At 37.1% G+C, this 21,798-nt stretch carries 21 protein-coding genes; 20 read left to right on the top strand and 1 reads right to left on the bottom strand.

Features of this window, described 5'->3' with window-relative positions:
* Positions 1–123: 123 nt before the first annotated feature.
* The 12 genes from coaBC to spoVM all read left to right on the top strand — a co-directional run bounded on the left by coaBC (position 124) and on the right by spoVM (position 13,070).
* A complete protein-coding gene (gene coaBC / locus MHH42_RS19515) occupies positions 124–1,329 on the top strand; it encodes a bifunctional phosphopantothenoylcysteine decarboxylase/phosphopantothenate--cysteine ligase CoaBC (RefSeq protein ID WP_000911716.1) in 1,206 nt (401 codons plus the stop codon).
* Positions 1,326–3,731, top strand: a complete 2,406-nt coding sequence (gene priA, locus MHH42_RS19510; protein WP_000666740.1) for a primosomal protein N' — start codon at positions 1,326–1,328, stop codon at positions 3,729–3,731. The genes coaBC and priA overlap by 4 nt, the downstream gene beginning before the upstream one ends.
* A gap of 11 nt (positions 3,732–3,742) precedes the next feature.
* Positions 3,743–4,213, top strand: a complete 471-nt coding sequence (def, locus tag MHH42_RS19505; RefSeq protein WP_000279472.1) for a peptide deformylase — start codon at positions 3,743–3,745, stop codon at positions 4,211–4,213.
* 23 nt (positions 4,214–4,236) lie between these two features.
* Positions 4,237–5,181, top strand: coding sequence for a methionyl-tRNA formyltransferase (gene fmt, locus MHH42_RS19500; RefSeq protein ID WP_000598798.1), 945 nt, complete (start codon positions 4,237–4,239; stop codon positions 5,179–5,181).
* Positions 5,178–6,512: a 16S rRNA (cytosine(967)-C(5))-methyltransferase RsmB gene (gene rsmB, locus MHH42_RS19495; RefSeq protein WP_001249657.1), complete on the top strand. Its 1,335-nt coding sequence runs from the start codon at positions 5,178–5,180 to the stop codon at positions 6,510–6,512. Before fmt ends, rsmB begins: the two co-directional genes overlap by 4 nt.
* Before the next feature lie 4 nt (positions 6,513–6,516).
* Entirely contained in the window at positions 6,517–7,605 is a 1,089-nt protein-coding gene (gene rlmN / locus MHH42_RS19490) for a 23S rRNA (adenine(2503)-C(2))-methyltransferase RlmN (RefSeq protein WP_000450536.1), read from the top strand.
* Positions 7,606–7,609: 4 nt separating this feature from the next.
* Complete coding sequence (locus tag MHH42_RS19485) at positions 7,610–8,362, top strand: Stp1/IreP family PP2C-type Ser/Thr phosphatase (protein WP_000648690.1); 753 nt, start codon at positions 7,610–7,612, stop codon at positions 8,360–8,362.
* Positions 8,363–8,370: 8 nt separating this feature from the next.
* Positions 8,371–10,344 carry a serine/threonine protein kinase PrkC gene (gene prkC, locus MHH42_RS19480; RefSeq protein ID WP_000904738.1) on the top strand — a complete coding sequence of 658 codons (1,974 nt, stop codon included), beginning with the start codon at positions 8,371–8,373 and terminating at the stop codon, positions 10,342–10,344.
* A gap of 269 nt (positions 10,345–10,613) precedes the next feature.
* The gene (gene rsgA / locus MHH42_RS19475; RefSeq protein ID WP_001113944.1) at positions 10,614–11,495 is read left to right on the top strand and encodes a ribosome small subunit-dependent GTPase A; all 882 of its coding nucleotides are present in this window, start codon (positions 10,614–10,616) and stop codon (positions 11,493–11,495) included.
* Between the two features lie 2 nt (positions 11,496–11,497).
* Complete coding sequence (gene rpe, locus MHH42_RS19470; RefSeq protein WP_000589965.1) at positions 11,498–12,142, top strand: ribulose-phosphate 3-epimerase; 645 nt, start codon at positions 11,498–11,500, stop codon at positions 12,140–12,142.
* A 100-nt stretch (positions 12,143–12,242) separates the two neighbouring features.
* Complete coding sequence (locus MHH42_RS19465; protein WP_016109024.1) at positions 12,243–12,923, top strand: thiamine diphosphokinase; 681 nt, start codon at positions 12,243–12,245, stop codon at positions 12,921–12,923.
* Between the two features lie 66 nt (positions 12,924–12,989).
* Entirely contained in the window at positions 12,990–13,070 is an 81-nt protein-coding gene (spoVM, locus tag MHH42_RS19460; RefSeq protein ID WP_001213599.1) for a stage V sporulation protein SpoVM, read from the top strand.
* Between the two features lie 73 nt (positions 13,071–13,143).
* On the opposite strand, the gene rpmB is transcribed toward spoVM, so the two are convergent.
* The gene (gene rpmB / locus MHH42_RS19455; RefSeq protein WP_000124776.1) at positions 13,144–13,332 is read right to left on the bottom strand and encodes a 50S ribosomal protein L28; all 189 of its coding nucleotides are present in this window, start codon (positions 13,330–13,332) and stop codon (positions 13,144–13,146) included.
* 376 nt (positions 13,333–13,708) lie between these two features.
* Here rpmB and MHH42_RS19450 point away from each other — a divergent pair, with 376 nt between their 5' ends.
* The 8 genes from MHH42_RS19450 (at position 13,709) to acpP (ending at position 21,781) form a co-directional block, all read left to right on the top strand.
* Positions 13,709–14,071 (top strand): Asp23/Gls24 family envelope stress response protein, encoded by a 363-nt coding sequence (locus MHH42_RS19450; protein WP_000021109.1) that lies wholly within the window; start codon positions 13,709–13,711, stop codon positions 14,069–14,071.
* Positions 14,072–14,093: 22 nt separating this feature from the next.
* Complete coding sequence (locus MHH42_RS19445) at positions 14,094–15,770, top strand: DAK2 domain-containing protein (RefSeq protein WP_000027119.1); 1,677 nt, start codon at positions 14,094–14,096, stop codon at positions 15,768–15,770.
* Positions 15,771–16,059: 289 nt separating this feature from the next.
* The gene (gene recG / locus MHH42_RS19440; RefSeq protein WP_016109023.1) at positions 16,060–18,108 is read left to right on the top strand and encodes an ATP-dependent DNA helicase RecG; all 2,049 of its coding nucleotides are present in this window, start codon (positions 16,060–16,062) and stop codon (positions 18,106–18,108) included.
* A gap of 88 nt (positions 18,109–18,196) precedes the next feature.
* Positions 18,197–18,790 (top strand): transcription factor FapR, encoded by a 594-nt coding sequence (gene fapR / locus MHH42_RS19435; protein ID WP_000747351.1) that lies wholly within the window; start codon positions 18,197–18,199, stop codon positions 18,788–18,790.
* A complete protein-coding gene (plsX, locus tag MHH42_RS19430) occupies positions 18,787–19,779 on the top strand; it encodes a phosphate acyltransferase PlsX (RefSeq protein ID WP_000684090.1) in 993 nt (330 codons plus the stop codon). Before fapR ends, plsX begins: the two co-directional genes overlap by 4 nt.
* A gap of 14 nt (positions 19,780–19,793) precedes the next feature.
* The gene (gene fabD, locus MHH42_RS19425; protein WP_000515915.1) at positions 19,794–20,738 is read left to right on the top strand and encodes an ACP S-malonyltransferase; all 945 of its coding nucleotides are present in this window, start codon (positions 19,794–19,796) and stop codon (positions 20,736–20,738) included.
* Positions 20,738–21,478, top strand: a complete 741-nt coding sequence (fabG, locus tag MHH42_RS19420) for a 3-oxoacyl-[acyl-carrier-protein] reductase (RefSeq protein ID WP_000911780.1) — start codon at positions 20,738–20,740, stop codon at positions 21,476–21,478. Before fabD ends, fabG begins: the two co-directional genes overlap by 1 nt.
* 69 nt (positions 21,479–21,547) lie before the next feature.
* Positions 21,548–21,781 (top strand): acyl carrier protein, encoded by a 234-nt coding sequence (gene acpP / locus MHH42_RS19415; RefSeq protein ID WP_000786062.1) that lies wholly within the window; start codon positions 21,548–21,550, stop codon positions 21,779–21,781.
* Positions 21,782–21,798: the final 17 nt, after the last annotated feature.

Here is a 21,798-nt window from a genome sequence, read left to right as displayed (position 1 = left end):
AACGGTAACAACCTATTTACAAGTAGGTTGTTATTTTTTTACGATAGGATGAAATATTGGTACTGAAGAGCTGAGAAACCTGTTTCAGTATTATAAGTTTGAAAAAGAAAGAGGACGAGCCATATGCTAAAAGGGAAAAAGATACTCCTATGTGTAACAGGAGGCATTGCGGTCTTTAAAGCGGCTGCGTTAACTAGTAAATTGACACAAGCTGGTGCTATTGTAAAGGTGATCATGAGTGAGTCGGCAATAAAGTTTGTTACGCCTCTTACATTCCAAGCACTTTCTCGTCATGATGTATATACAGATACATTCGATGAGAAAGACTCAGCTGTTATTGCTCATATCGATTTAGCAGATTGGGCAGATGTAGTACTTGTTGCACCTGCTACAGCCAATTGTATCGGGAAGTTAGCTGGTGGTATTGCGGATGATATGATTACAACTACTTTGTTAGCTACTACAGCTCCAGTATGGATTGCACCTGCTATGAATGTGCATATGTACGAAAATAAAATTGTTCAAAAAAATATGATGACGTTAAAAACGTTAGGATATACATTTATTGAGCCTGGGGAAGGCTTTTTAGCGTGTGGTTATGTAGCGAAGGGAAGACTAGAGGAACCTGAAGCAATTATTGCGCGGTTAGAAGAAGCATTCACGGAACAAAAACCACTACAAGGTAAGAAAATGTTAATAACTGCTGGCCCGACGCGTGAAAAGATTGATCCAGTTCGTTTTATGACGAATTTTTCTTCTGGAAAAATGGGGTATGCGATTGCAGAAGTAGCAGCGAACTTAGGGGCTGATGTCATACTTGTTTCGGGGCCGACGGCATTAAATCCGCCACTACATGTAACAACGATACAAGTGGATTCAGCGCAGGATATGTTAGAAGCAGTCCTTCAACATTATCAAAATGTAGATGTTGTCATCAAAACAGCAGCTGTTGCAGATTATCGCCCGAAATATGTTCATGATAATAAAATGAAAAAGCAGAATGGTGATGCTGTAATTGAATTAGAGAGAACGGTAGATATTTTAAAAACGCTAGGTGAGAAGAAGGGTAAACAGTTACTTATCGGTTTTGCTGCTGAAACGACAAACGTAGAGGAATACGCAACGAAAAAGTTACGTGAGAAAAATGCGAATATGATTGTTGCGAATGATGTAAAAGCGCAAGGAGCTGGATTTGGCACAGATACGAACATTGTAACAATGTATAGAAAAGATGGAAAAGTTATTGAGTTGCCACTTTTAACGAAGAAAGAGGTAGCTCGCGAAATATTAAAGCAAATTGAAATGATGTTAGAAGATGATCGTTTATGAAATTTGCAAGTGTAATTGTTGATGTACCTGCCCGTCAGACAGATAGACCGTTTGATTACATTATCCCTAGAAAATGGGAAGATATTGTACAGACAGGAATGCGTGTAGTAGTTCCATTTGGTCCAAGAAAATTGCAAGGTTTTATTATTGAGATTAAAGATTCGGTTGACGTGGAAAGTAAGAAATTAAAGACAATCCATGAAATATTAGATGTAACACCGGTTTTAAATGATGAATTATTAAAGCTTGGATATTGGCTTACAAGTGAAACGTTATGTTATATGATTTCAGCATTTCAAGTCATGCTTCCGACAGCGATAAAAGCAACGTATAAAAAGCGTCTACAACTTCGTAAACAAGAAGAAGTAGCACCTGCAATACTGTATTTATTTCAGGATAAGGAAGCAATCGATTGGGAAGTTATTGAGGCGCAGCCACATTTATACCGCGCTATTCAACAAGAAATTAAAAATGGTACGATGGAAGTCGTATATCAAGTGAAAGATAAAGTGCAGAAGAAGAAACAAAGAGTCGTTCAGCCAGAGTTGCCGGAAGATAAATTAGAATTAGCTGCATTTGAATTGAAAAGTAAAAAACAACAAGATGTACTTTATTATTTTGTGGAAAATTATAAAAGTGTACCGTTGAAATTGTTAACAGAAGAGCTACAAATAACAGATGCTCCAATAAAATCACTTGTTAAAAAGGGGCTAATCTCAGAAAAATATGTGGAAGTATACCGGAATCCGTATGACGATGATGATTTTGAACAAACGAAACCATTTCCACTTACAGAGGAACAAAAGCAAGTTATTACACCTATTTTATCATCAATTACAAATGAAACTTACAATCCATTTTTACTATATGGTGTTACAGGAAGCGGAAAGACAGAAGTATATTTACAATCTATAGCAGCGGTGCTGAAGAAGGAAAAAGAAGCTATTGTACTCGTTCCTGAAATTGCGCTAACGCCTCAAATGGTAGATCGTTTTAAAGGTAGATTTGGCTCGCAAGTAGCGGTTCTTCATAGTGCACTGTCTGTTGGTGAAAAATATGATGAATGGCGTAAGATTTTAAGAAAAGAAGTGAAAGTGGTAGTTGGTGCCCGTTCAGCTATTTTTGCTCCTTTTGAAAATTTAGGGATTATTATTATTGATGAAGAGCATGAATCGAGTTATAAGCAAGAAGATAACCCGAAGTATCATGCAAGAGATGTAGCGGTGTGGAGAGGGCAATATCATAAATGTCCAATCGTTCTTGGAAGTGCAACGCCTACACTTGAATCGTTTGCAAGAGCGACAAAAGGTGTTTATGAACTATTAACGATGGAAAAACGTATGAACGAACAAGCTTTACCAACAGTAGAAATTGTTGACATGCGTGAAGAACTTCGCGACGGGAATCGATCAATGTTTTCGAAGGCGTTGCATGAAAAAATAGCAGATCGACTAGAAAAGAAAGAACAAATGGTTCTCTTTTTAAATAGGAGAGGTCATTCAACATTTGTGATGTGTCGTGATTGCGGGTATGTTGTACAATGTCCACATTGTGATATTTCGCTGACGTATCATAAAATGAACCATCGTTTAAAATGTCATTATTGCAGTTATGAGGAGAATATGCCAACTGCGTGTCCAGCTTGTCAAAGTACATATATTCGTTTCTTTGGTACAGGCACACAAAAAGTAGAAGAAGAAATTACAAAACTATTTCCAGAAGCGCGAGTCATTCGAATGGACGTAGATACGACAAGTCGCAAAGGAATGCATGAGAAGTTATTAAAGGCATTTGGTGAAGAGAAAGCAGATATATTACTCGGGACACAAATGATCGCCAAAGGACTTGATTTTCCGAAAGTAACGCTCGTTGGTGTTTTAACTGCAGATACGATGCTTCACTTACCTGATTTTCGGGCGAGTGAAAAAACATATCAATTATTGACGCAAGTAAGTGGACGGGCAGGTAGACATGAATTGCCAGGGGAAGTTGTAATTCAAACGTATACGCCAGAACATTATAGTATAGAGTTAGCAAAGAACCAGCAATATGATGTGTTTTTTGACCAAGAAATGCAAATGAGACGAACAAGACAATATCCACCTTATTACTATGTTGTACTTGTAACGGTATCTCATCCAGAATTATTAAAGGCAGTGCAAGTGACGGAAAAAATTGTCGGTCATTTACGAATGCATTGTTCGCAGCAAACGATGGTGTTAGGGCCAGTTGCTTCAGCAATTCCAAGGATAAAAGATAGATATCGTTACCAATGCATGATAAAATACAAACGGGAACCAAACTTAAAGAACGTGCTCAAAATGGTAAATGAACATTATCAAGCAGAAATGCAAAAAGAGCTACAAATCTCAATTGATTTTAATCCAACAATGTTAATGTAGCGGAGGGAAATATGGCAGTTTTAGAAATAGTAAAGCATCCAAATGAAGTGTTAGAAACACCATGTGAAAGAGTAATTAACTTTGATAAAAAGTTAGTGAAATTGTTGAAAGATATGCATGAAACAATGTTAATGGCGGACGGAGTCGGTTTAGCTGCACCTCAAGTAGGGGTAAGCTTGCAAGTAGCAGTTGTTGATGTCGATGATGATACTGGGAAAATCGAGTTAATCAATCCATCAATATTAGAAAAACGTGGTGAACAAGTAGGTCCCGAAGGCTGTTTAAGCTTCCCGGGACTTTATGGTGAAGTGGAACGTGCAGATTATATTAAAGTTAGAGCACAGAATCGCCGAGGTAAAGTGTTTTTATTAGAAGCGGAAGGATTTTTAGCGCGTGCAATTCAACATGAAATCGATCATTTACACGGTGTTCTATTTACATCGAAAGTGACAAGATATTATGAAGAAAACGAATTAGAATAGGTGTTAAAAGGAGCGGTTTTTAAATGATTAAAGTAGTATTTATGGGAACACCGGACTTTTCAGTGCCGGTGCTTCGTCGTCTTATCGAAGATGGCTATGATGTAGTAGGTGTTGTGACGCAACCAGATCGTCCGGTAGGTAGAAAAAAAGTATTAACACCTACACCTGTTAAAGTTGAAGCGGAGAAACATGGTATTCCGGTGTTACAACCACTGAAAATTCGTGAAAAAGACGAATATGAAAAAGTATTAGCATTAGAGGCGGATTTAATTGTAACAGCTGCGTTCGGTCAGATTGTACCAAACGAAATTTTAGAAGCGCCAAAGTACGGATGTATTAATGTCCATGCCTCTTTACTTCCAGAACTACGCGGTGGTGCACCGATTCATTATGCAATTATGGAAGGTAAAGAAAAAACAGGAATTACAATTATGTATATGGTAGAAAAATTAGACGCTGGTGATATTTTAACGCAAGTAGAAGTGGAAATTGAAGAGCGTGAAACGACGGGCTCGTTATTTGATAAGTTAAGTGAAGCCGGTGCACATCTTCTATCTAAAACAGTACCTTTATTAATTCAAGGTAAGTTAGAACCGATTAAACAAAATGAAGATGAAGTGACATTCGCATATAATATAAAACGTGAGCAAGAGAAAATTGATTGGACAAAAACAGGTGAAGAAGTATACAATCACATTCGCGGATTGAACCCATGGCCAGTTGCATATACGACTTTAGCAGAACAAGTTGTTAAAGTATGGTGGGGAGAGAAAGTTTCTCTAGAAGCGAAAGCTGAACCAGGTACAATAGTTGGTCTTGAAGAAGATGGATTTGTTGTTGCAACAGGGAATGAAACAGGTGTTAAAATTACTGAATTGCAACCGTCGGGTAAAAAGCGTATGAGTTGTTCACAATTTTTACGTGGGACAAAACCTGAAATTGGCACGAAGTTAGGAGAAAATGCATGAGACAAAATGTTCGTGAATTAGCTCTTGATGGTTTAATTCAAGTAGAAAAAAGTGGTGCATATAGTAACTTACTTTTAAATAATCTAATTGAAAAAAATGCAATTGATAGAAAAGATATTGGTTTATTAACTGAAATTGTATATGGAACGATTCAACGTCGTGACACATTAGATTATTATTTACAGCCCTTTTTAAAAAAGAAGGTTGAGGCGTGGGTAAGAGTGTTGCTTCGCTTATCTTTATATCAAATGATATATTTGGACCGAGTGCCAGAAAGAGCGGCTATTCATGAAGCGGTTGAAATAGCAAAGCGTCGTGGGCATAAAGGGATTTCAGGCATGGTGAACGGAGTATTGCGTTCAATTCAGCGAGAAGGTGTACCTTCATTAGATGAAATCAAAGATCCAGTGGAACGTCTTGCAATTGCAACGAGTCACCCAGTTTGGTTAGTACAAGATTGGGCATCTGAATATGGTTTAGAAACAGCAGAGAAAATGTGTGAAGTAAACATGTTACCACCAGTACCTACAGCACGTGTGAACGTTGATAAAGTAACGGTAGAAGAAGCAATTGAGTTGTTGGCAAGTGAAGGAATAGAAGCAAAGTCTGGCGATTTGTCAGATGATGCAATTCAAATTGAAAGAGGGAATGTAGCGCATACAGAAGCGTTTAAAAAAGGGTTCCTTTCTATTCAAGATGAAAGCTCTATGCTTGTTGCACGTGCTTTAGAACCGAATGAGGGAGAGACAGTTCTTGATAGTTGTGCTGCTCCTGGTGGTAAAACTACGCATATAGCTGAGCGTTTAAAGGGAACTGGTAAAGTAATGTCTCTTGATTTACACGCGCATAAAGTGCGTTTAATTAAACAACAAGCAGAGCGACTTGGTCTAGAAAATATAGAAACAAAAGCGTTAGATGCTAGAAAAGTGCAAGAGCACTTTGCAAATGAAACTTTTGATAAAATATTAGTAGATGCACCATGTTCTGGATTTGGGGTAATTAGACGTAAACCTGATATTAAGTTAGGAAAAGATAAAGGCGATAGTGAAAGATTATCGACGATTCAACTTGCGATATTAGAAAAGATAGCACCATTATTAAAACAAGGCGGTCGTCTTGTTTATAGTACGTGCACAATTGAGAAAATAGAAAATGAACAAGTAATAGATAAATTTTTAAAAGAACATCCTGAATTTGAATGGGATACTACGATAAAAGAACGTATGCCAGAAAAATTAAGTCCGTATATTAATGAAGGTCAAGTACAAATTTTACCGCATTATTTTGCAACGGATGGCTTTTATATTGCTTGTTTAAGGAAGAAGGTGTAGCATCATGGAAACGACTGTAAAAAAACAAAAGAAAAATGTAGAAACGAAAAAACCATCAATTTACTCTTTACAACTTCATGAAATGCAAGATTGGTTAAAGGAACAAGGAGAACCGAAGTTCCGTGCTGGACAAATTTTTGACTGGCTATATAAAAAACGTGTAAAAAATTATGAGGATATGTCAAACCTTTCTAAAGGATTGCGTGATAAATTGTCGAATTCCTTTGATATTACTACTTTAAACACGTTAGTAAAACAAACGTCTTCGGATGGAACGATTAAATTCTTATTCCAGTTATATGATGGATATTCTATTGAAACGGTATTAATGCGACATGAATACGGAAATTCTATTTGTGTAACAACACAAGTTGGTTGTCGTATTGGCTGTACGTTCTGTGCTTCTACACTTGGCGGGTTAAAACGAAACCTAGAAGCTGGAGAAATTGTAGCGCAAGTAGTAGAAGTGCAACGCGCGCTTGATGAAACGGAAGAACGTGTAAGTTCTCTTGTTGTTATGGGAATTGGAGAACCATTTGATAACTATGATAATTTAATGGGATTTTTACGCATCACTAACCATGAAAAAGGACTTCATATTGGTGCAAGACATATGACAGTTTCGACGAGTGGTATTATTCCGAAAATTTACAAGTTTGCTGAAGAAGAGTTACAAATTAATTTTGCGATTTCATTGCATGCTCCAAATTCAGAATTACGTTCAAAATTAATGCCGATTAACCGTGCTTATAAGCTACCTGATTTAATGGAAGCTATTAAATACTATGTAAATAGAACAGGGCGTCGTATTACATTTGAATATGGACTATTTGGAGGAGAAAATGACCAAGTTGAGCACGCTGAAGAACTTGCTGCGCTCTTAAAAGGTGTAAAGTGTCATGTGAACTTAATTCCGGTTAACTACGTACCAGAACGTGATTACGTACGAACACCACGTGAGCAAATTTTCTTATTTGAAAAAACGCTTAAAGATCGTGGAGTGAATGTAACAATTCGCCGTGAACAAGGTCACGATATTGATGCTGCCTGCGGTCAGTTGCGTGCGAAGGAGCGCAAAGAAGAGACGAGGTGACGAGATGAAAGCCGTGTTTCTATCGGATAAAGGGAAAGTTCGTCAACATAATGAAGATAGTGCAGGAGTTTTTCACAATTTAGATGGAAATATTTTAGCGGTAGTAGCAGATGGAATGGGAGGTCATCGAGCTGGCGATGTAGCTAGTTCGATGGCCATTCAATTATTCCATGATTATTGGAAGCAAACGCATAATATGAATGAGCCTAAAAAAGTAGAAGAGTGGTTACATACTAGTGTTGGAATTATTAATGAACGCATTTTTGAATATTCTAAACAACACGTAGAGTGTGATGGTATGGGAACAACGATTATCATAGCAATTTGTACGCCTAATTTTGTAACAATAGGTCATATAGGAGATAGTCGTTGTTATATGGTATCAGAGGGAGTAATGTCGCTCGTAACGGAAGATCATTCACTTGTAAATGAACTTGTGAGACATGGTGAAATTTCAAAGGAAGATGCAGAATACCACCCGAAAAAAAATGTTTTGTTAAGAGCGCTAGGAACAGAAGAAAAAGTCGGATTAGATGTTAAAACATTGGTACTTGAAGAAGATGATCAATTGCTTCTTTGCTCTGATGGATTGTCTAATAAAGTCCCTATGACTGATATGCAACAAATTTTACAGTTAAATGAACAGCTCGAAGCTAAGGTGCAAAGTCTCATTCAATTGGCGAATGATCGTGGTGGAGAGGATAATATTACTCTTGTTCTTATTGATTATGCGGATTCGACAAACGAAAGTAGGTGAAGTGCAACGTGCTGATTGGAAAACGCTTAAATGACCGTTATAAGCTGCTAAAAATGATTGGCGGTGGAGGGATGGCCAATGTATATTTAGCTCATGATGACATACTCGGCCGAGATGTAGCGGTGAAAATATTAAGACTCGACTATTCCAATAACGAAGAGTTTATTAAACGTTTCCATCGAGAAGCGCAATCTGTTACAACGTTGTCGCATCCAAATATTGTGAATATGTATGATGTTGGAGAAGAAGATGGTATATATTATCTTGTAATGGAGTATGTACCTGGACAAACATTAAAGCAATACATAATTGAGCAAGGGATGTTACCTATAGGGGAAGCTCTTGATATTATGGAGCAATTAACATCCGCCATGGCACACGCTCATCATTTTGAAATTGTGCATCGTGATATAAAACCGCACAATATTTTAATTCGAGCTGATGGAGTAGTAAAAGTAACAGATTTTGGAATTGCGACAGCTACAAGTGCAACAACTATTACACATACAAATTCAGTACTTGGTTCGGTGCATTATTTATCACCAGAACAAGCGCGCGGCGGGATAGCAAATAAACAATCAGATATTTATTCGCTTGGTATTGTTATGTTCGAATTGTTAACAGGAAGACAACCGTTTTCTGGTGAATCTGCTGTTGCAATAGCTTTAAAACATTTACAAAGTGAAATACCGTCTCCAAGAAGATGGAATGAAAATATTCCGCAAAGTGTTGAGAATATTATATTAAAGGCAACTGCTAAAGATCCGTTCCATCGATACCAATCTGCTAATGCGATGAAACGAGATATTGAAACGGCTTTATATCCAGAACGAATTAATGAACAGCCATTTTACATACCAGAAGATATGGAAGCGACGAAAGCGATTCCAATTATCCAACAAGAACAATTATTTGAAAATGTAACTGATGAAACGATTGTTTTAAGTGGAAGTAAAGTGGATGAACCAAAAAGAAAAGAACATACTGAATTAGATAAGAAGAAAAAACGAAGTAATAAATGGATTAAGGTTTTAATTACGACATTTTTACTTTTAGCAATTGGAATAACATTAGCTCTTACTGTTATTCCGGGATTCTTTATTCCGAAAGATGTAAAAGTTCCTGATGTGGCTGGTATGAAATATACGACAGCTGTAAATAAATTGGTAGAAAAAGGTTTTGAAGTGACAGAACCTAATATTGTATATACAGATGATGTGGAAGCTGGAGATGTAATAAAAACTGATCCTGTAGCAGGAAGAGTAGTGAAGGAAAGTTCTAAAATTACTATCTATCAATCAGGTGGAAAAAAGAAAAGTAAGATGAAGGATTTTACAGGTCAAAACTTTGAGAGTGTAAAACCCGAGTTAGAAGAAAGATATAAACAGGTTACTGAAAATTATATTGAAAATGATAAACCAAAAGGTGAAATTGTAGAACAAATACCGACACCTGATCAAATGGTTGTAGAGGCGGAGCAAGAACTGAAAGTTTGGATAAGTAAAGGTCCTTATCAAAATAGACCAGGTGATTTTTCAAGATGGACTGAAAATAGTGCAACTGGTGATTTGAATGAGAGAAAATTAACTCCAGATATAAAACGAGAGTATTCAGATACGGTTGATAAAGGTCTTGTAATTTCGCAATCGCCAAAACCAGGAACTCCGTTAAAAGAAGGAGATAAAGTGACACTTATCATCTCGAATGGCCCTAAGCCGAAAGTAACAAAAACAGTGAAGGTGGATAACATTTCTATCCCATATGAGTCTTCTATAATAGGTGAGAAAAAACCGCAAACAATAGAAATTTATAAAGAAGATATGCAACAAAAGATGGATAGACCAATTGAAACTAGAACGATTTCAGAGTCGGCAACAATTTCTTTAGAATTTGTAATTCAAGAAGGCTCAAAGGGTCACTATAAAATCGTACGGGATGGAGTAACGATTATCGATAAGGAAGTACCATATCCAACTCAATAATAGTGAATTCCATTTTCTTTTTATAGAGAATGGAATGCATTACCCTCGCCTGTTATGCTGTCTACAAGGTGGACTGTATAACAGGCAAAAATATATGATTCAAAAAGCTATACAAGTGATATTGTTGTAAAAAATATTTCGAATTGATGGTAGAGATTAAATATATGAACCTGGTTATATATTGGTGGGTTTTAAAATAATTGTTTAAAGAACTCTAGTCTATTCGTTTTAATTACAGCTTCACTTTATACAAAATAAAGGAGAATTATATGCCAGAAGGAAAAATTGTAAAAGCTTTAAGTGGATTTTATTATGTACAACATGAAGAAGGGATTACACAATGTCGTGGGCGTGGTGTATTTAGAAAAAATAAAATTACACCACTTGTAGGAGACCAAGTCGTTTTTCAAGCAGATAACCCAACGGAAGGCTACGTGCTTGAAGTATTTGATCGAAAAAATGAACTTGTTAGGCCTCCTATTGCTAATGTGGATCAAGCAATCCTTGTTTTCTCTGCAGTAGAACCAGATTTTAATCCTGGACTGTTAGATCGATTTTTAGTGCTGATTGAATATCATAACATTAAGCCGATTATTTGTATTAGTAAGATGGATTTAGTTGATGAAAAGATGCGAGAAACCGTTGAAGCTTATGCAAATGATTATCGTGAAATGGGTTATGATGTATTATTTACTTCTATAAATACATCGGAAAGTATTGCTATTTTAAAACCATTTTTAGAAGGTTGTGTTTCTGTCGTTGCTGGCCAATCAGGTGTTGGGAAATCTTCGATGCTTAACGTATTACGTCCGGATTTAGAACTAAAAACAAATGATATTTCCTCACATTTAGGACGCGGAAAACATACGACAAGACACGTGGAATTAATTGCAGTTGGAAGTGGACTTGTTGCGGATACACCTGGTTTTAGTTCACTTGATTTCATAGATATAGAGGTAGAAGATCTTACATATTGTTTTCCTGAGTTGAAAGAAGCGAGCCAATACTGTAAATTTAGAGGGTGTACACATCTTTCTGAACCGAAATGTGCGGTGAAAGCTGCGGTTGAAGAAGGAAAGATTACAGAATATCGTTATAAGAATTACCAACAATTCGTAGAAGAAATTAGAGAGAGAAAGCCGAGGTATTAGTTATGATTAAAATTGCACCATCGATCTTATCAGCAGATTTTTCAAAATTAGGGGAAGAAATTAAAGATGTAGAAAAAGGCGGAGCTGATTACATTCATGTCGATGTAATGGACGGGCATTTTGTACCGAATATTACGATTGGGCCATTAATTGTAGAAGCGATCCGTCCGATTACATCATTACCGTTAGATGTGCATTTAATGATTGAAAATCCTGATAACTATATCCCAACTTTCGCGAAAGCGGGAGCGGATATTATTACTGTTCATGTAGAGGCGTGTCCTCATTTACATCGTACAATTCAGTTAATTAAATCTCATGGCATTAAAGCAGGGGTTGTATTAAATCCACATACGCCAGTTTCGGTGATTGAGCATGTGTTAGAAGATATAGATATGGTATTACTTATGACGGTGAATCCTGGATTTGGTGGACAGAAATTTATCCATTCTGTATTACCGAAAATTAAACAAGTTGCAGAAATGGTTAAAGAGCGAAATCTAGAAGTCGAAATTGAAGTTGATGGTGGTGTCAACGCTGAAACGGCAAGACTTTGTGTTGAAGCAGGAGCGAATGTACTTGTAGCTGGATCAGCGGTATACAATCAAAAAGACCGCGGTGAAGCGATCCGTATCATTCGTGGATAATGAATGAACAGATCCCTATCCTAGTGAAGTTTCGGGTTTAGTAAGACTTCACTATTTAGACAGGATAGAGCGAAAAATATGTAAAAAGGCAATCTACCGAATGGCAGATTGCCTTTTTACAATAGAAGGGGAAGGAAAAATGATTATTCATATTTTAGCAGGAGGCCCTGCAGAATATTGCGCAGATTTTTCTCGATATGAAAATGAAGAAGTAGTGTGGGCGGCGGTTGATAGAGGAGTGTACCATTTACTAAAAAGAGGGATTACTCCATCTGTTGCGTTCGGAGATTACGATTCAGTAACTGAAGAAGAATTAGTATGGATGGGACAGCAAACAGATGAATTACATATTGTTCCACGAGAAAAAGATCAAACGGATTTAGAGATTGCAATTAGTTGGGCTTTAGAACAGAACCCCAAATTAATTCGTATTTTTGGTGCAACTGGTGGGCGGTTGGATCATGGTTTAGCAAATATACAGATGCTTTTAAAGGGTTTAGAAGCAAAAGTGGAAATGTGTATTGTGGATAATAAAAATGAAATAATGGTGAAAAAAGTTGGTACATATACAATTGGAATAAATAAAAATTTCCCCTATGTATCATTTGTGCCAGTTACTGAAAGTGTAGAAGGTATTACACTACAAGGATTTAAGTACCCTCTTACTAATAAAACGATAGAGTGGGGATCGACACTTTGTATTAGTAATGAACTCATTGAGGAAAAAGGTACTTTTTCATTCGCATCTGGCATATTAATGATGATAAGAAGCACTGATTGAAGAAACAATTTTGCTCCTTGCATCATATAGTGGGCAAGTGGAGTAAAGGGGATTAGGAGGGAAACCATGAGATTTTATACAATTAAGTTACCTAAATTTCTTGGTGGAATTGTTCGTGCGATGTTAAACACCTTCAAAAAAGACTAAAAAAAGCACCGATAATAGGTGCTTTTTCCATTGGTATAGTAAAAAAAGAGCCTAGCGGCTCTTTTTTTTATTATTAAACACGTTCGATTTTGCCAGATTTTAATGCTCTAGCAGAAACGTAAACACGTTGAACTTTACCGTCGATGCGTACGCGAACTTTTTGAAGGTTAGCGCCCCATTTACGTTTTGTAGCGTTCATTGCGTGAGAACGAGAGTTACCAGAACGAGCTTTTCTTCCAGTGATAGCACAAACACGAGCCATTTATATTTCCCTCCCTTGACACCTTACCATACGTAATTTTTCAATGTTAGTCTTTTTTGCGATGCTAAAAACACTACTATAATTTAACACAACTAAAAAGAGAATGCAACACTGTAGAAAAAAGAAATCAAGAAAAATTACTTGACACTATATGTAAGTGAAGAAAAGTTGAAATCAAGAAAATTTGCTTGACATATTATAGTGGTACATGTTGTATAATAACAATGGACTATTTTGCTCATCATAGAAAAGTGTAGTATAAAACATAAAATATGAGAGTGAAAAGAAAGAACGATGGAATTTTCTTTGAAAAGATTATATGATAGTAACTAAAGTAGTCTAGCTCACTTTCACCATTTATGAAGGGGGAAACGAGATGTCAATTGAAATTAAAACGAAGTACGGTCAAATTGATATTAGTACAGATGTAATTGCAACAATTGCTGGAGGTGCCGCGGTAGATTGCTACGGTATCGTAGGTATGGCATCAAAAAATCAGTTAAAAGATGGATTAACAGACATTTTACGAAAAGAAAACTTCACTAGAGGTGTTATTGTTCGTAAAGATGAAGATGAAGTACATATTGATATGTATATTATTGTGAGCTATGGTACGAAAATTTCAGAAGTAGCACATAACGTGCAGACGAAAGTGAAATATACATTAGATCAAACTGTAGGACTAGCAGTAGATTCTGTAAACATCTACGTACAAGGAGTTAAAGTAATAAACTTGTAATGTGCATTAAGGAGGAAAATCTGTGTCAATTCAAAAAATTGATGGGAAACGTTTATCACAAATGATCATGCAAGGAGCGAATAATTTAACAAATAATGTTCAGCTTGTTGATGCATTAAACGTATTTCCAGTTCCAGATGGCGATACCGGTACAAACATGAACTTATCAATGACTTCAGGCGCACGTGAAGTGAAAGCAAATCCTTCACAGCACGCTGGTAAAGTCGGTGTAAGTTTAGCCAAAGGATTATTAATGGGAGCTCGTGGTAACTCTGGCGTTATTTTATCTCAGTTATTCCGTGGTTTTTCAAAATCCATTGAACAAAAAGAAGAATTAACAACAGTTGATTTTGCTGCAGCTTTAGATGCTGGGGTAGAAGCGGCTTACAAAGCGGTTATGAAACCGATTGAAGGAACGATTTTAACGGTTGCAAGAGAAACGGGTAAATATGCAGTGACAGTTGCGAAAAAACAGCGCGACTTTGTTTTGTTTATGGAAGACGTTGTGAAAGAAGCCAATGCATCGTTAAATCGTACGCCAGATTTATTACCTGTATTAAAACAAGTTGGCGTTGTAGATAGCGGTGGTAAAGGTCTTGTTGTTGTATATGAAGGATTTTTAGCTGACTTAAAAGGAGAAACAATTTCTTCTGATGTGTCTGCCCAACCATCTATGAATGACATGGTACGCGCAGAACATCACCGTAGTGTACAAAGCCAATTGAGTACAGAAGATATAAAGTATGGATATTGCACGGAATTCATGGTGAAATTAGAGCCTGAAAAAATGAAGGAACATAATTTCTCTGAACAAAAATTCCGTGAAGATATTAGTGTATACGGAGATTCACTACTTGTTGTATCAGATGATGAGGTTGTTAAGGTTCATATTCATGCGGAACATCCTGGAGATCCTATGAATTATGGGCAACGCTATGGTAGTTTAATTAAGATTAAAGTAGAAAATATGCGTGAACAGCATACCGCTTTATTAGATGAACCTACTATGGTTCCTGAGCAAACAACTCAATCGAAAGAAAAACAACCATATGGTATCGTAACTGTAGCTATGGGATCTGGTATTAAAACTTTATTTGAGAGCATTGGTGCAACGAAAGTAATCGAAGGTGGCCAAACGATGAATCCGAGTACGGAGGATATTGTGAAGGCGATTGAAGAGGCGAATGCTGAAAAAATCATCATCTTACCAAATAACGGAAACATCGTGATGGCAGCAGAACAAGCAGCGTCAGTTGTTGATCAAGAAGTTATTGTTATTCGTTCAAAAACAGTTCCTCAAGGTATGGCTGCAATGTTAGCATTTAATCCAGTTGGAACGTTAGAAGAAAATGAAGAAAACATGAAAGAAGCTTTATCTCATGTGAAAACGGGTCAAATTACGTATGCTGTTCGTGATACGGAAATTGACGGTGTAGCAATTCAAAAAGACGATTTCATGTGCATTGCAGATGGAAAAATCGTATCAACAAATGCTGAAAAAGTAGGAGCTGCAAAGCAATTATTAGAAGCATTGATTGATGAAGAGTCTGAAATCGTAACGATTCTACAAGGTGAAGATGCAACTGATGAAGAAGTAGCTGAGTTAGTTGCATTTGTAGAAGAGAAATTTGAAGATGCTGAAGTAGAAGTGCATGCTGGGAATCAACCGGTGTATTCTTTCATCTTCTCTGTAGAATAAAAAAGATTCGTTTTGAAAATAAATGGATCACTTACTTGCTAATGGATCAGAAGTAGTAATGTGAACGTTATTACTAGTTTTTATTCAAAAGGCTAGCATATGGAATAAAGAAAAGAGCCTTGCTGCTAATAGTGAGGCTCTTTTTTACTTGTTGTGTATAAGGGATTTGAGTAGTTTCTCTTAGAATGCCTATGATAGAATATATAAGGTGAAAGATAGCGATTGCAGATGTTAATTGATACTCAAATAGAGTGTAACAAAGAAAATAATGTGACGGAGTGTGAGAATCTTGAATGAAGTTGTACAAGTTCCTGTTACAGATGTAAAGGGAATCGGAGGAGAAACATCTGAATTACTACACGAGATGGGAATTTATACAGTTTCTCATCTATTAGAGCATTTTCCGTACCGTTATGAAGATTATGCGATGAAAGATCTTGCTGAAGTAAAGCATGATGAGCGTGTAACAGTTGAAGGGAAAGTTCATAGTGCTCCGTTACTACAATACTATGGTAAGAAAAAATCACGTCTTACAGTTCGTGTTCTCGTCGGTCGTTATTTAATTACGGCTGTATGTTTTAATAGACCTTACTATAAGCAAAAGTTAAATTTGGATGAAACGGTAACGATTACTGGTAAATGGGATCAACATCGTCAAACAATTGCTGTATCAGAGCTTCATTTTGGACCGGTTGTTCGACAACAAGAAGTAGAGCCTGTATATTCAGTGAAAGGAAAGCTTACAGTAAAACAGATGCGCCGTTTTATTGCACAAGCGCTAAAGGAGTATGGAGATTCTATAGTCGAAGTGCTACCAGATGGTTTGTTAAATCGGTATAAATTATTACCACGTTATGAAGCACTCAGGGCGTTGCATTTTCCGGTAGGGCAAGAAGATTTAAAGCAAGCTCGTCGCCGTTTTGTATATGAGGAGTTTTTCTTATTTCAGCTAAAAATGCAAACACTAAGGAAAATGGAGAGAGAAAATTCAAAAGGTACGAAGAAGGAAATCTCGTCAACAGAATTACAAGAATTTATCGATGCACTTCCGTTTCCGTTAACTGGTGCGCAGCGCCGGGTTGTAGATGAAATTTTAAAGGATATGACATCTCCTTATCGGATGAACAGGCTGTTGCAAGGTGACGTTGGTTCTGGGAAAACAGTTGTTGCTGCGATTGGTCTCTATGCCGCAAAATTAGCTCATTATCAAGGTGCTTTAATGGTTCCTACAGAAATTTTAGCCGAACAACATTATCAGTCGCTTGCGGAGACGTTTTCTCATTTCGGTATGACGGTTGAACTGTTAACGAGTTCTGTTAAGGGTGCGAGACGTCGGGAAATTTTGGCGAGATTAGAGCAGGGAGAAGTAGATATCCTTGTTGGGACGCACGCTTTAATTCAAGATGAAGTTATATTTCATAGGTTAGGTCTCGTTATTACCGATGAACAGCATCGATTTGGTGTAGCGCAGCGCCGGGTTTTACGTGAGAAAGGTGAAAGTCCAGATGTATTGTTTATGACGGCAACCCCAATTCCGCGAACGTTAGCTATTACGGCATTTGGAGAGATGGACGTTTCTATTATCGATGAAATGCCAGCTGGTAGAAAGGTAATCGAAACGTATTGGGCAAAACATGATATGTTAGACCGTGTTCTCGGCTTTGTGGAGAAAGAGATAAAAAAAGGAAGACAGGCATATGTTATTTGTCCTCTTATTGAAGAGTCTGAGAAACTTGATGTACAAAATGCTATCGATTTACATAGTATGCTGACTCATCATTATCAAGGTAAGTGCCAAGTTGGATTAATGCATGGGAGACTATCATCTCAAGAAAAAGAAGAGATAATGGGACAGTTTAGTGAAAATAAAGTGCAAATTCTTGTTTCGACAACAGTTGTTGAAGTAGGTGTGAATGTACCAAATGCGACTGTTATGGTTATTTATGACGCGGAGCGTTTCGGTTTATCGCAGCTTCATCAGCTCAGGGGGCGTGTTGGGCGTGGTAGTGAACAATCATATTGCTTATTAATTGCAGACCCGAAATCAGAAACTGGAAAAGAAAGAATGCGTATTATGACTGAAACAAATGATGGATTTGTATTGTCAGAAAAAGATTTAGAGTTACGAGGTCCTGGGGATTTCTTTGGAAGTAAGCAAAGTGGTCTACCAGAATTTAAGGTTGCTGATATGGTACATGATTATCGGGCGTTAGAAACAGCGAGACAAGATGCGGCGATACTAGTTGATTCAGAAGCGTTTTGGCATAATGATCAGTATGCTTCGTTGCGTACTTATCTTGACGGAACAGGTGTGTTCCAGGGAGAGAAGCTCGATTAAAAGTAGTCTGCAAAAGTTTTTGTTGCATTCTACTTTTAATGATTATATACTACTGTTAGTACCTAGTCATAAAAATGGATGGTGCGGTATGAAAAAGAGAAGAAGTAAAAAAGAAAGACAAGAATTATTACAACAAACAATAGAAACGAATCCTTTTATAACGGATGAAGATTTAGCAGAAAAATTTCAAGTGAGCATACAGACTGTTCGTCTGGATCGTATGGAGTTATCTATTCCTGAATTGAGAGAACGAATTAAGCATGTGGCTACAAAACAACATGAAGAAGATGTGAAATCTTTACCGTTAGAAGAGGTTGTCGGAGAAATTATCGATATAGAATTAGATAGACATGCGATATCTATCTTTGAAGTAAAGGTAGAACATGTATTTAAAAGAAATCAAATTGCTCGTGGGCATCATTTGTTTGCGCAAGCAAACTCACTAGCTGTTGCAGTTATTGATGAAGAATTAGCTTTAACTGCAAAGTCTACCATTCGATACATTCGTCCTGTAAAATTAGGAGAACGTGTAGTTGCAAAAGCGCGCGTTGAAGATGTAGAGAATGATAAAGGACGGACGGTTGTCAAAGTGCGTAGCTTTGTTGGAGAAGAACTTGTTTTTACAGGCACTTTTGAAATGTATCGATCTAGTAATAATAGTGAGGAAGGTAACAACTTATGAAAATCGCAATAGATGCAATGGGCGGAGATCACGCTCCAAAGGCTGTAGTATTAGGAGCAATGAAAGCTATTAAGGAATATTCAGATTTACATATTACGTTAGTAGGGAAAGAAGCAGAAATCCGTCAATACTTAACGAGTGAAGAGCGAATTACTATCCTTCATACAGACGAAAAAATTGAATCGACAGATGAGCCAGTAAGGGCGGTTCGTCGAAAAAAACAAGCTTCAATGGTACTAGCAGCGCAGCAAGTGAAAGATGGTATTGCAGATGCTTGTATATCAGCAGGTAGTACAGGGGCTTTAATGGCAGCAGGATTATTTGTTGTCGGTCGTATGGAAGGAATTGAACGACCAGCTTTATCACCGACAATGCCAACTGTTGATGGAGAAGGTTTTGTTATGTTAGATGTTGGAGCAAACGTTGATGCAAAACCAGTTCATTTATATCAATATGCAGTGATGGGTTCTGTTTACGCAGAGAAGGTAAGAGGAATTAAAAACCCTCGTGTTGGACTTTTAAATGTTGGAACAGAGGATGGAAAAGGAAACGAGCTTTCAAAACAGGTCTTTGCTATGCTCAAAGATGCACCAATTAATTTTGTTGGAAACGTTGAATCAAGAGATTTATTGCAAGGTGTAGCAGATGTTGTTGTGTGTGATGGTTTTACAGGGAACGTAGCTCTAAAATCACTAGAAGGAACAGCACTTGCGCTATTCTCTATGTTAAAAGAGCAATTAATGAGTTCGTTTACGAGCAAATTAGCAGCAGCGGTATTAAAACCAAAACTTATGGTATTAAAAGATAAAATGGATTATTCGGAGTATGGAGGAGCGGCATTGTTTGGATTGAAAGCTCCTGTCATTAAGGCTCACGGTTCTTCAAATGACCAATCGATATTTAGTGCGATTCGTCAAACGAGAGAAATGGTAGCGAAAGAAGTAATTCCTACAATTTCAAGTGTAATGGAGAAGGAGCCGCTTCAATAAGAGGAGGATTTGAAATGGGAAAAATAGCATTTCTTTTTCCGGGCCAAGGTTCACAGGCAGTTGGAATGGGTAGACAGTTAGCGGAGAATAATAACGAGGTTGCGAAAGTGTTTGCGAAAGCAGATGAGGTGTTACACGATTCACTTTCAGAGGTGATTTTTGAAGGGCCGCAGGAAAAGCTTACATTAACGACAAATGCACAACCTGCATTATTAACAACGAGTTTTGCTATTTTGACAGCTTTGAAAGAGTATGACATTACACCTGATTTTGTAGCAGGACATAGTTTAGGTGAATATAGCGCTCTTGTGGCAGCTGGTGCTATAACTTTTGAAGATGCTGTATATGCTGTAAGAAAACGTGGCGAATATATGGAAGAAGCCGTTCCTGGTGGGGAAGGGGCAATGGCAGCTATTTTAGGTGCTGATCCAGATATGCTGAAACGAGTTACAGAAGAAGTAACAAGTGAAGGGTATGCAGTACAGATTGCAAACATGAATAGTACGAAGCAAATTGTAATTTCTGGAACAAATCAAGGGGTAGAACTTGCTTCTCAAAGAGCGAAAGAAAATGGTGCTAAAAGAGCAATTCCGCTTAAAGTAAGTGGACCATTTCATTCCTCTCTTATGAAGCCAGCTGCTGAGAAGTTTCAAAGTGTGTTAAATGAAATTACAATTCAGGATACGAATATTCCTGTTATAGCAAATGTTACAGCAGATGTTATTACACGTGGTGCAGATATTCAAGAGAAGCTAATTGAACAACTGTATTCACCTGTGTTATGGTACCCATCTATTGAAACTATGGTGAAACAAGGTGTGGATATATTTATTGAAATTGGACCTGGAAAAGTACTTGCTGGGCTTATGAAGTCGATTGATTCATCAGTGAAAGCATATGCCATATATGATGAAGCGACATTAAAAGATACCATTTCAAATTTGAGAGGAGAAAACTGATGTTAAAAGGGAAAGTAGCATTAGTAACTGGTGCTTCACGTGGAATTGGTCGCGCGATTGCAATCGATTTAGCGAAACAAGGGGCAAATGTAGTAGTAAATTATGCTGGTAATGAACAAAAGGCGAATGAAGTAGTAGATGAAATCAAGAAATTAGGTTCAGATGCAATTGCGGTAAGAGCAGATGTTGCAAATGCTGAAGATGTTACAAATATGGTGAAACAAACAGTAGATACATTTGGACAAGTCGATATTCTTGTAAATAACGCTGGCGTAACAAAAGATAATTTATTAATGCGTATGAAAGAAGAAGAATGGGATACAGTTATTAATACAAACTTAAAAGGTGTATTCTTATGTACAAAAGCAGTATCTCGTTATATGATGCGCCAACGTCATGGTAGAATAATAAATATTGCTTCTGTTGTTGGTGTTGTAGGAAATCCAGGGCAGGCTAATTATGTTGCTGCTAAAGCTGGTGTAATTGGATTAACAAAAACATCAGCAAAAGAATTAGCAAGTCGAAATATAACTGTAAATGCAATTGCTCCTGGATTTATTGCAACTGATATGACGGACGTATTAGATGAAAATATAAAAGGTGAAATGTTAAAAGTTATTCCGGCTGCACAGTTTGGTGAAGCGCAAGATATCGCGAATGCTGTAACGTTTTTTGCTTCGGATCAAAGCAAATATGTTACAGGACAAACGTTAAATGTTGATGGCGGAATGGTAATGTAATAAAAGAATCGATTTCATCTAGTTTTTTTGGACAATATTTAATATAATATTTGAGGGGAGGTGAATGGAATGGCAGATGTTTTAGAGCGTGTAACAAAAATCATCGTTGATCGTTTAGGTGTAGAAGAAACTGAAGTAGTACCAGCTGCAAGCTTTAAAGAAGATTTAGGCGCAGACTCCCTAGATGTAGTAGAACTTGTAATGCAATTAGAAGATGAATTCGAAATGGAAATTTCTGATGAAGATGCTGAAAAGATTGCTACTGTTGGCGATGCTGTGACTTACATAGAGAGTCATCTATAATGCTTAAGTGAAGTCCC

The sequence above is a fragment of the Bacillus sp. FSL L8-0099 genome, from assembly GCF_038006385.1.
In the GTDB taxonomy this organism is placed as follows: Bacteria; Bacillota; Bacilli; order Bacillales; family Bacillaceae_G; genus Bacillus_A; species Bacillus_A toyonensis.
This window is presented reverse-complemented; position numbering and strand designations above follow the sequence as displayed.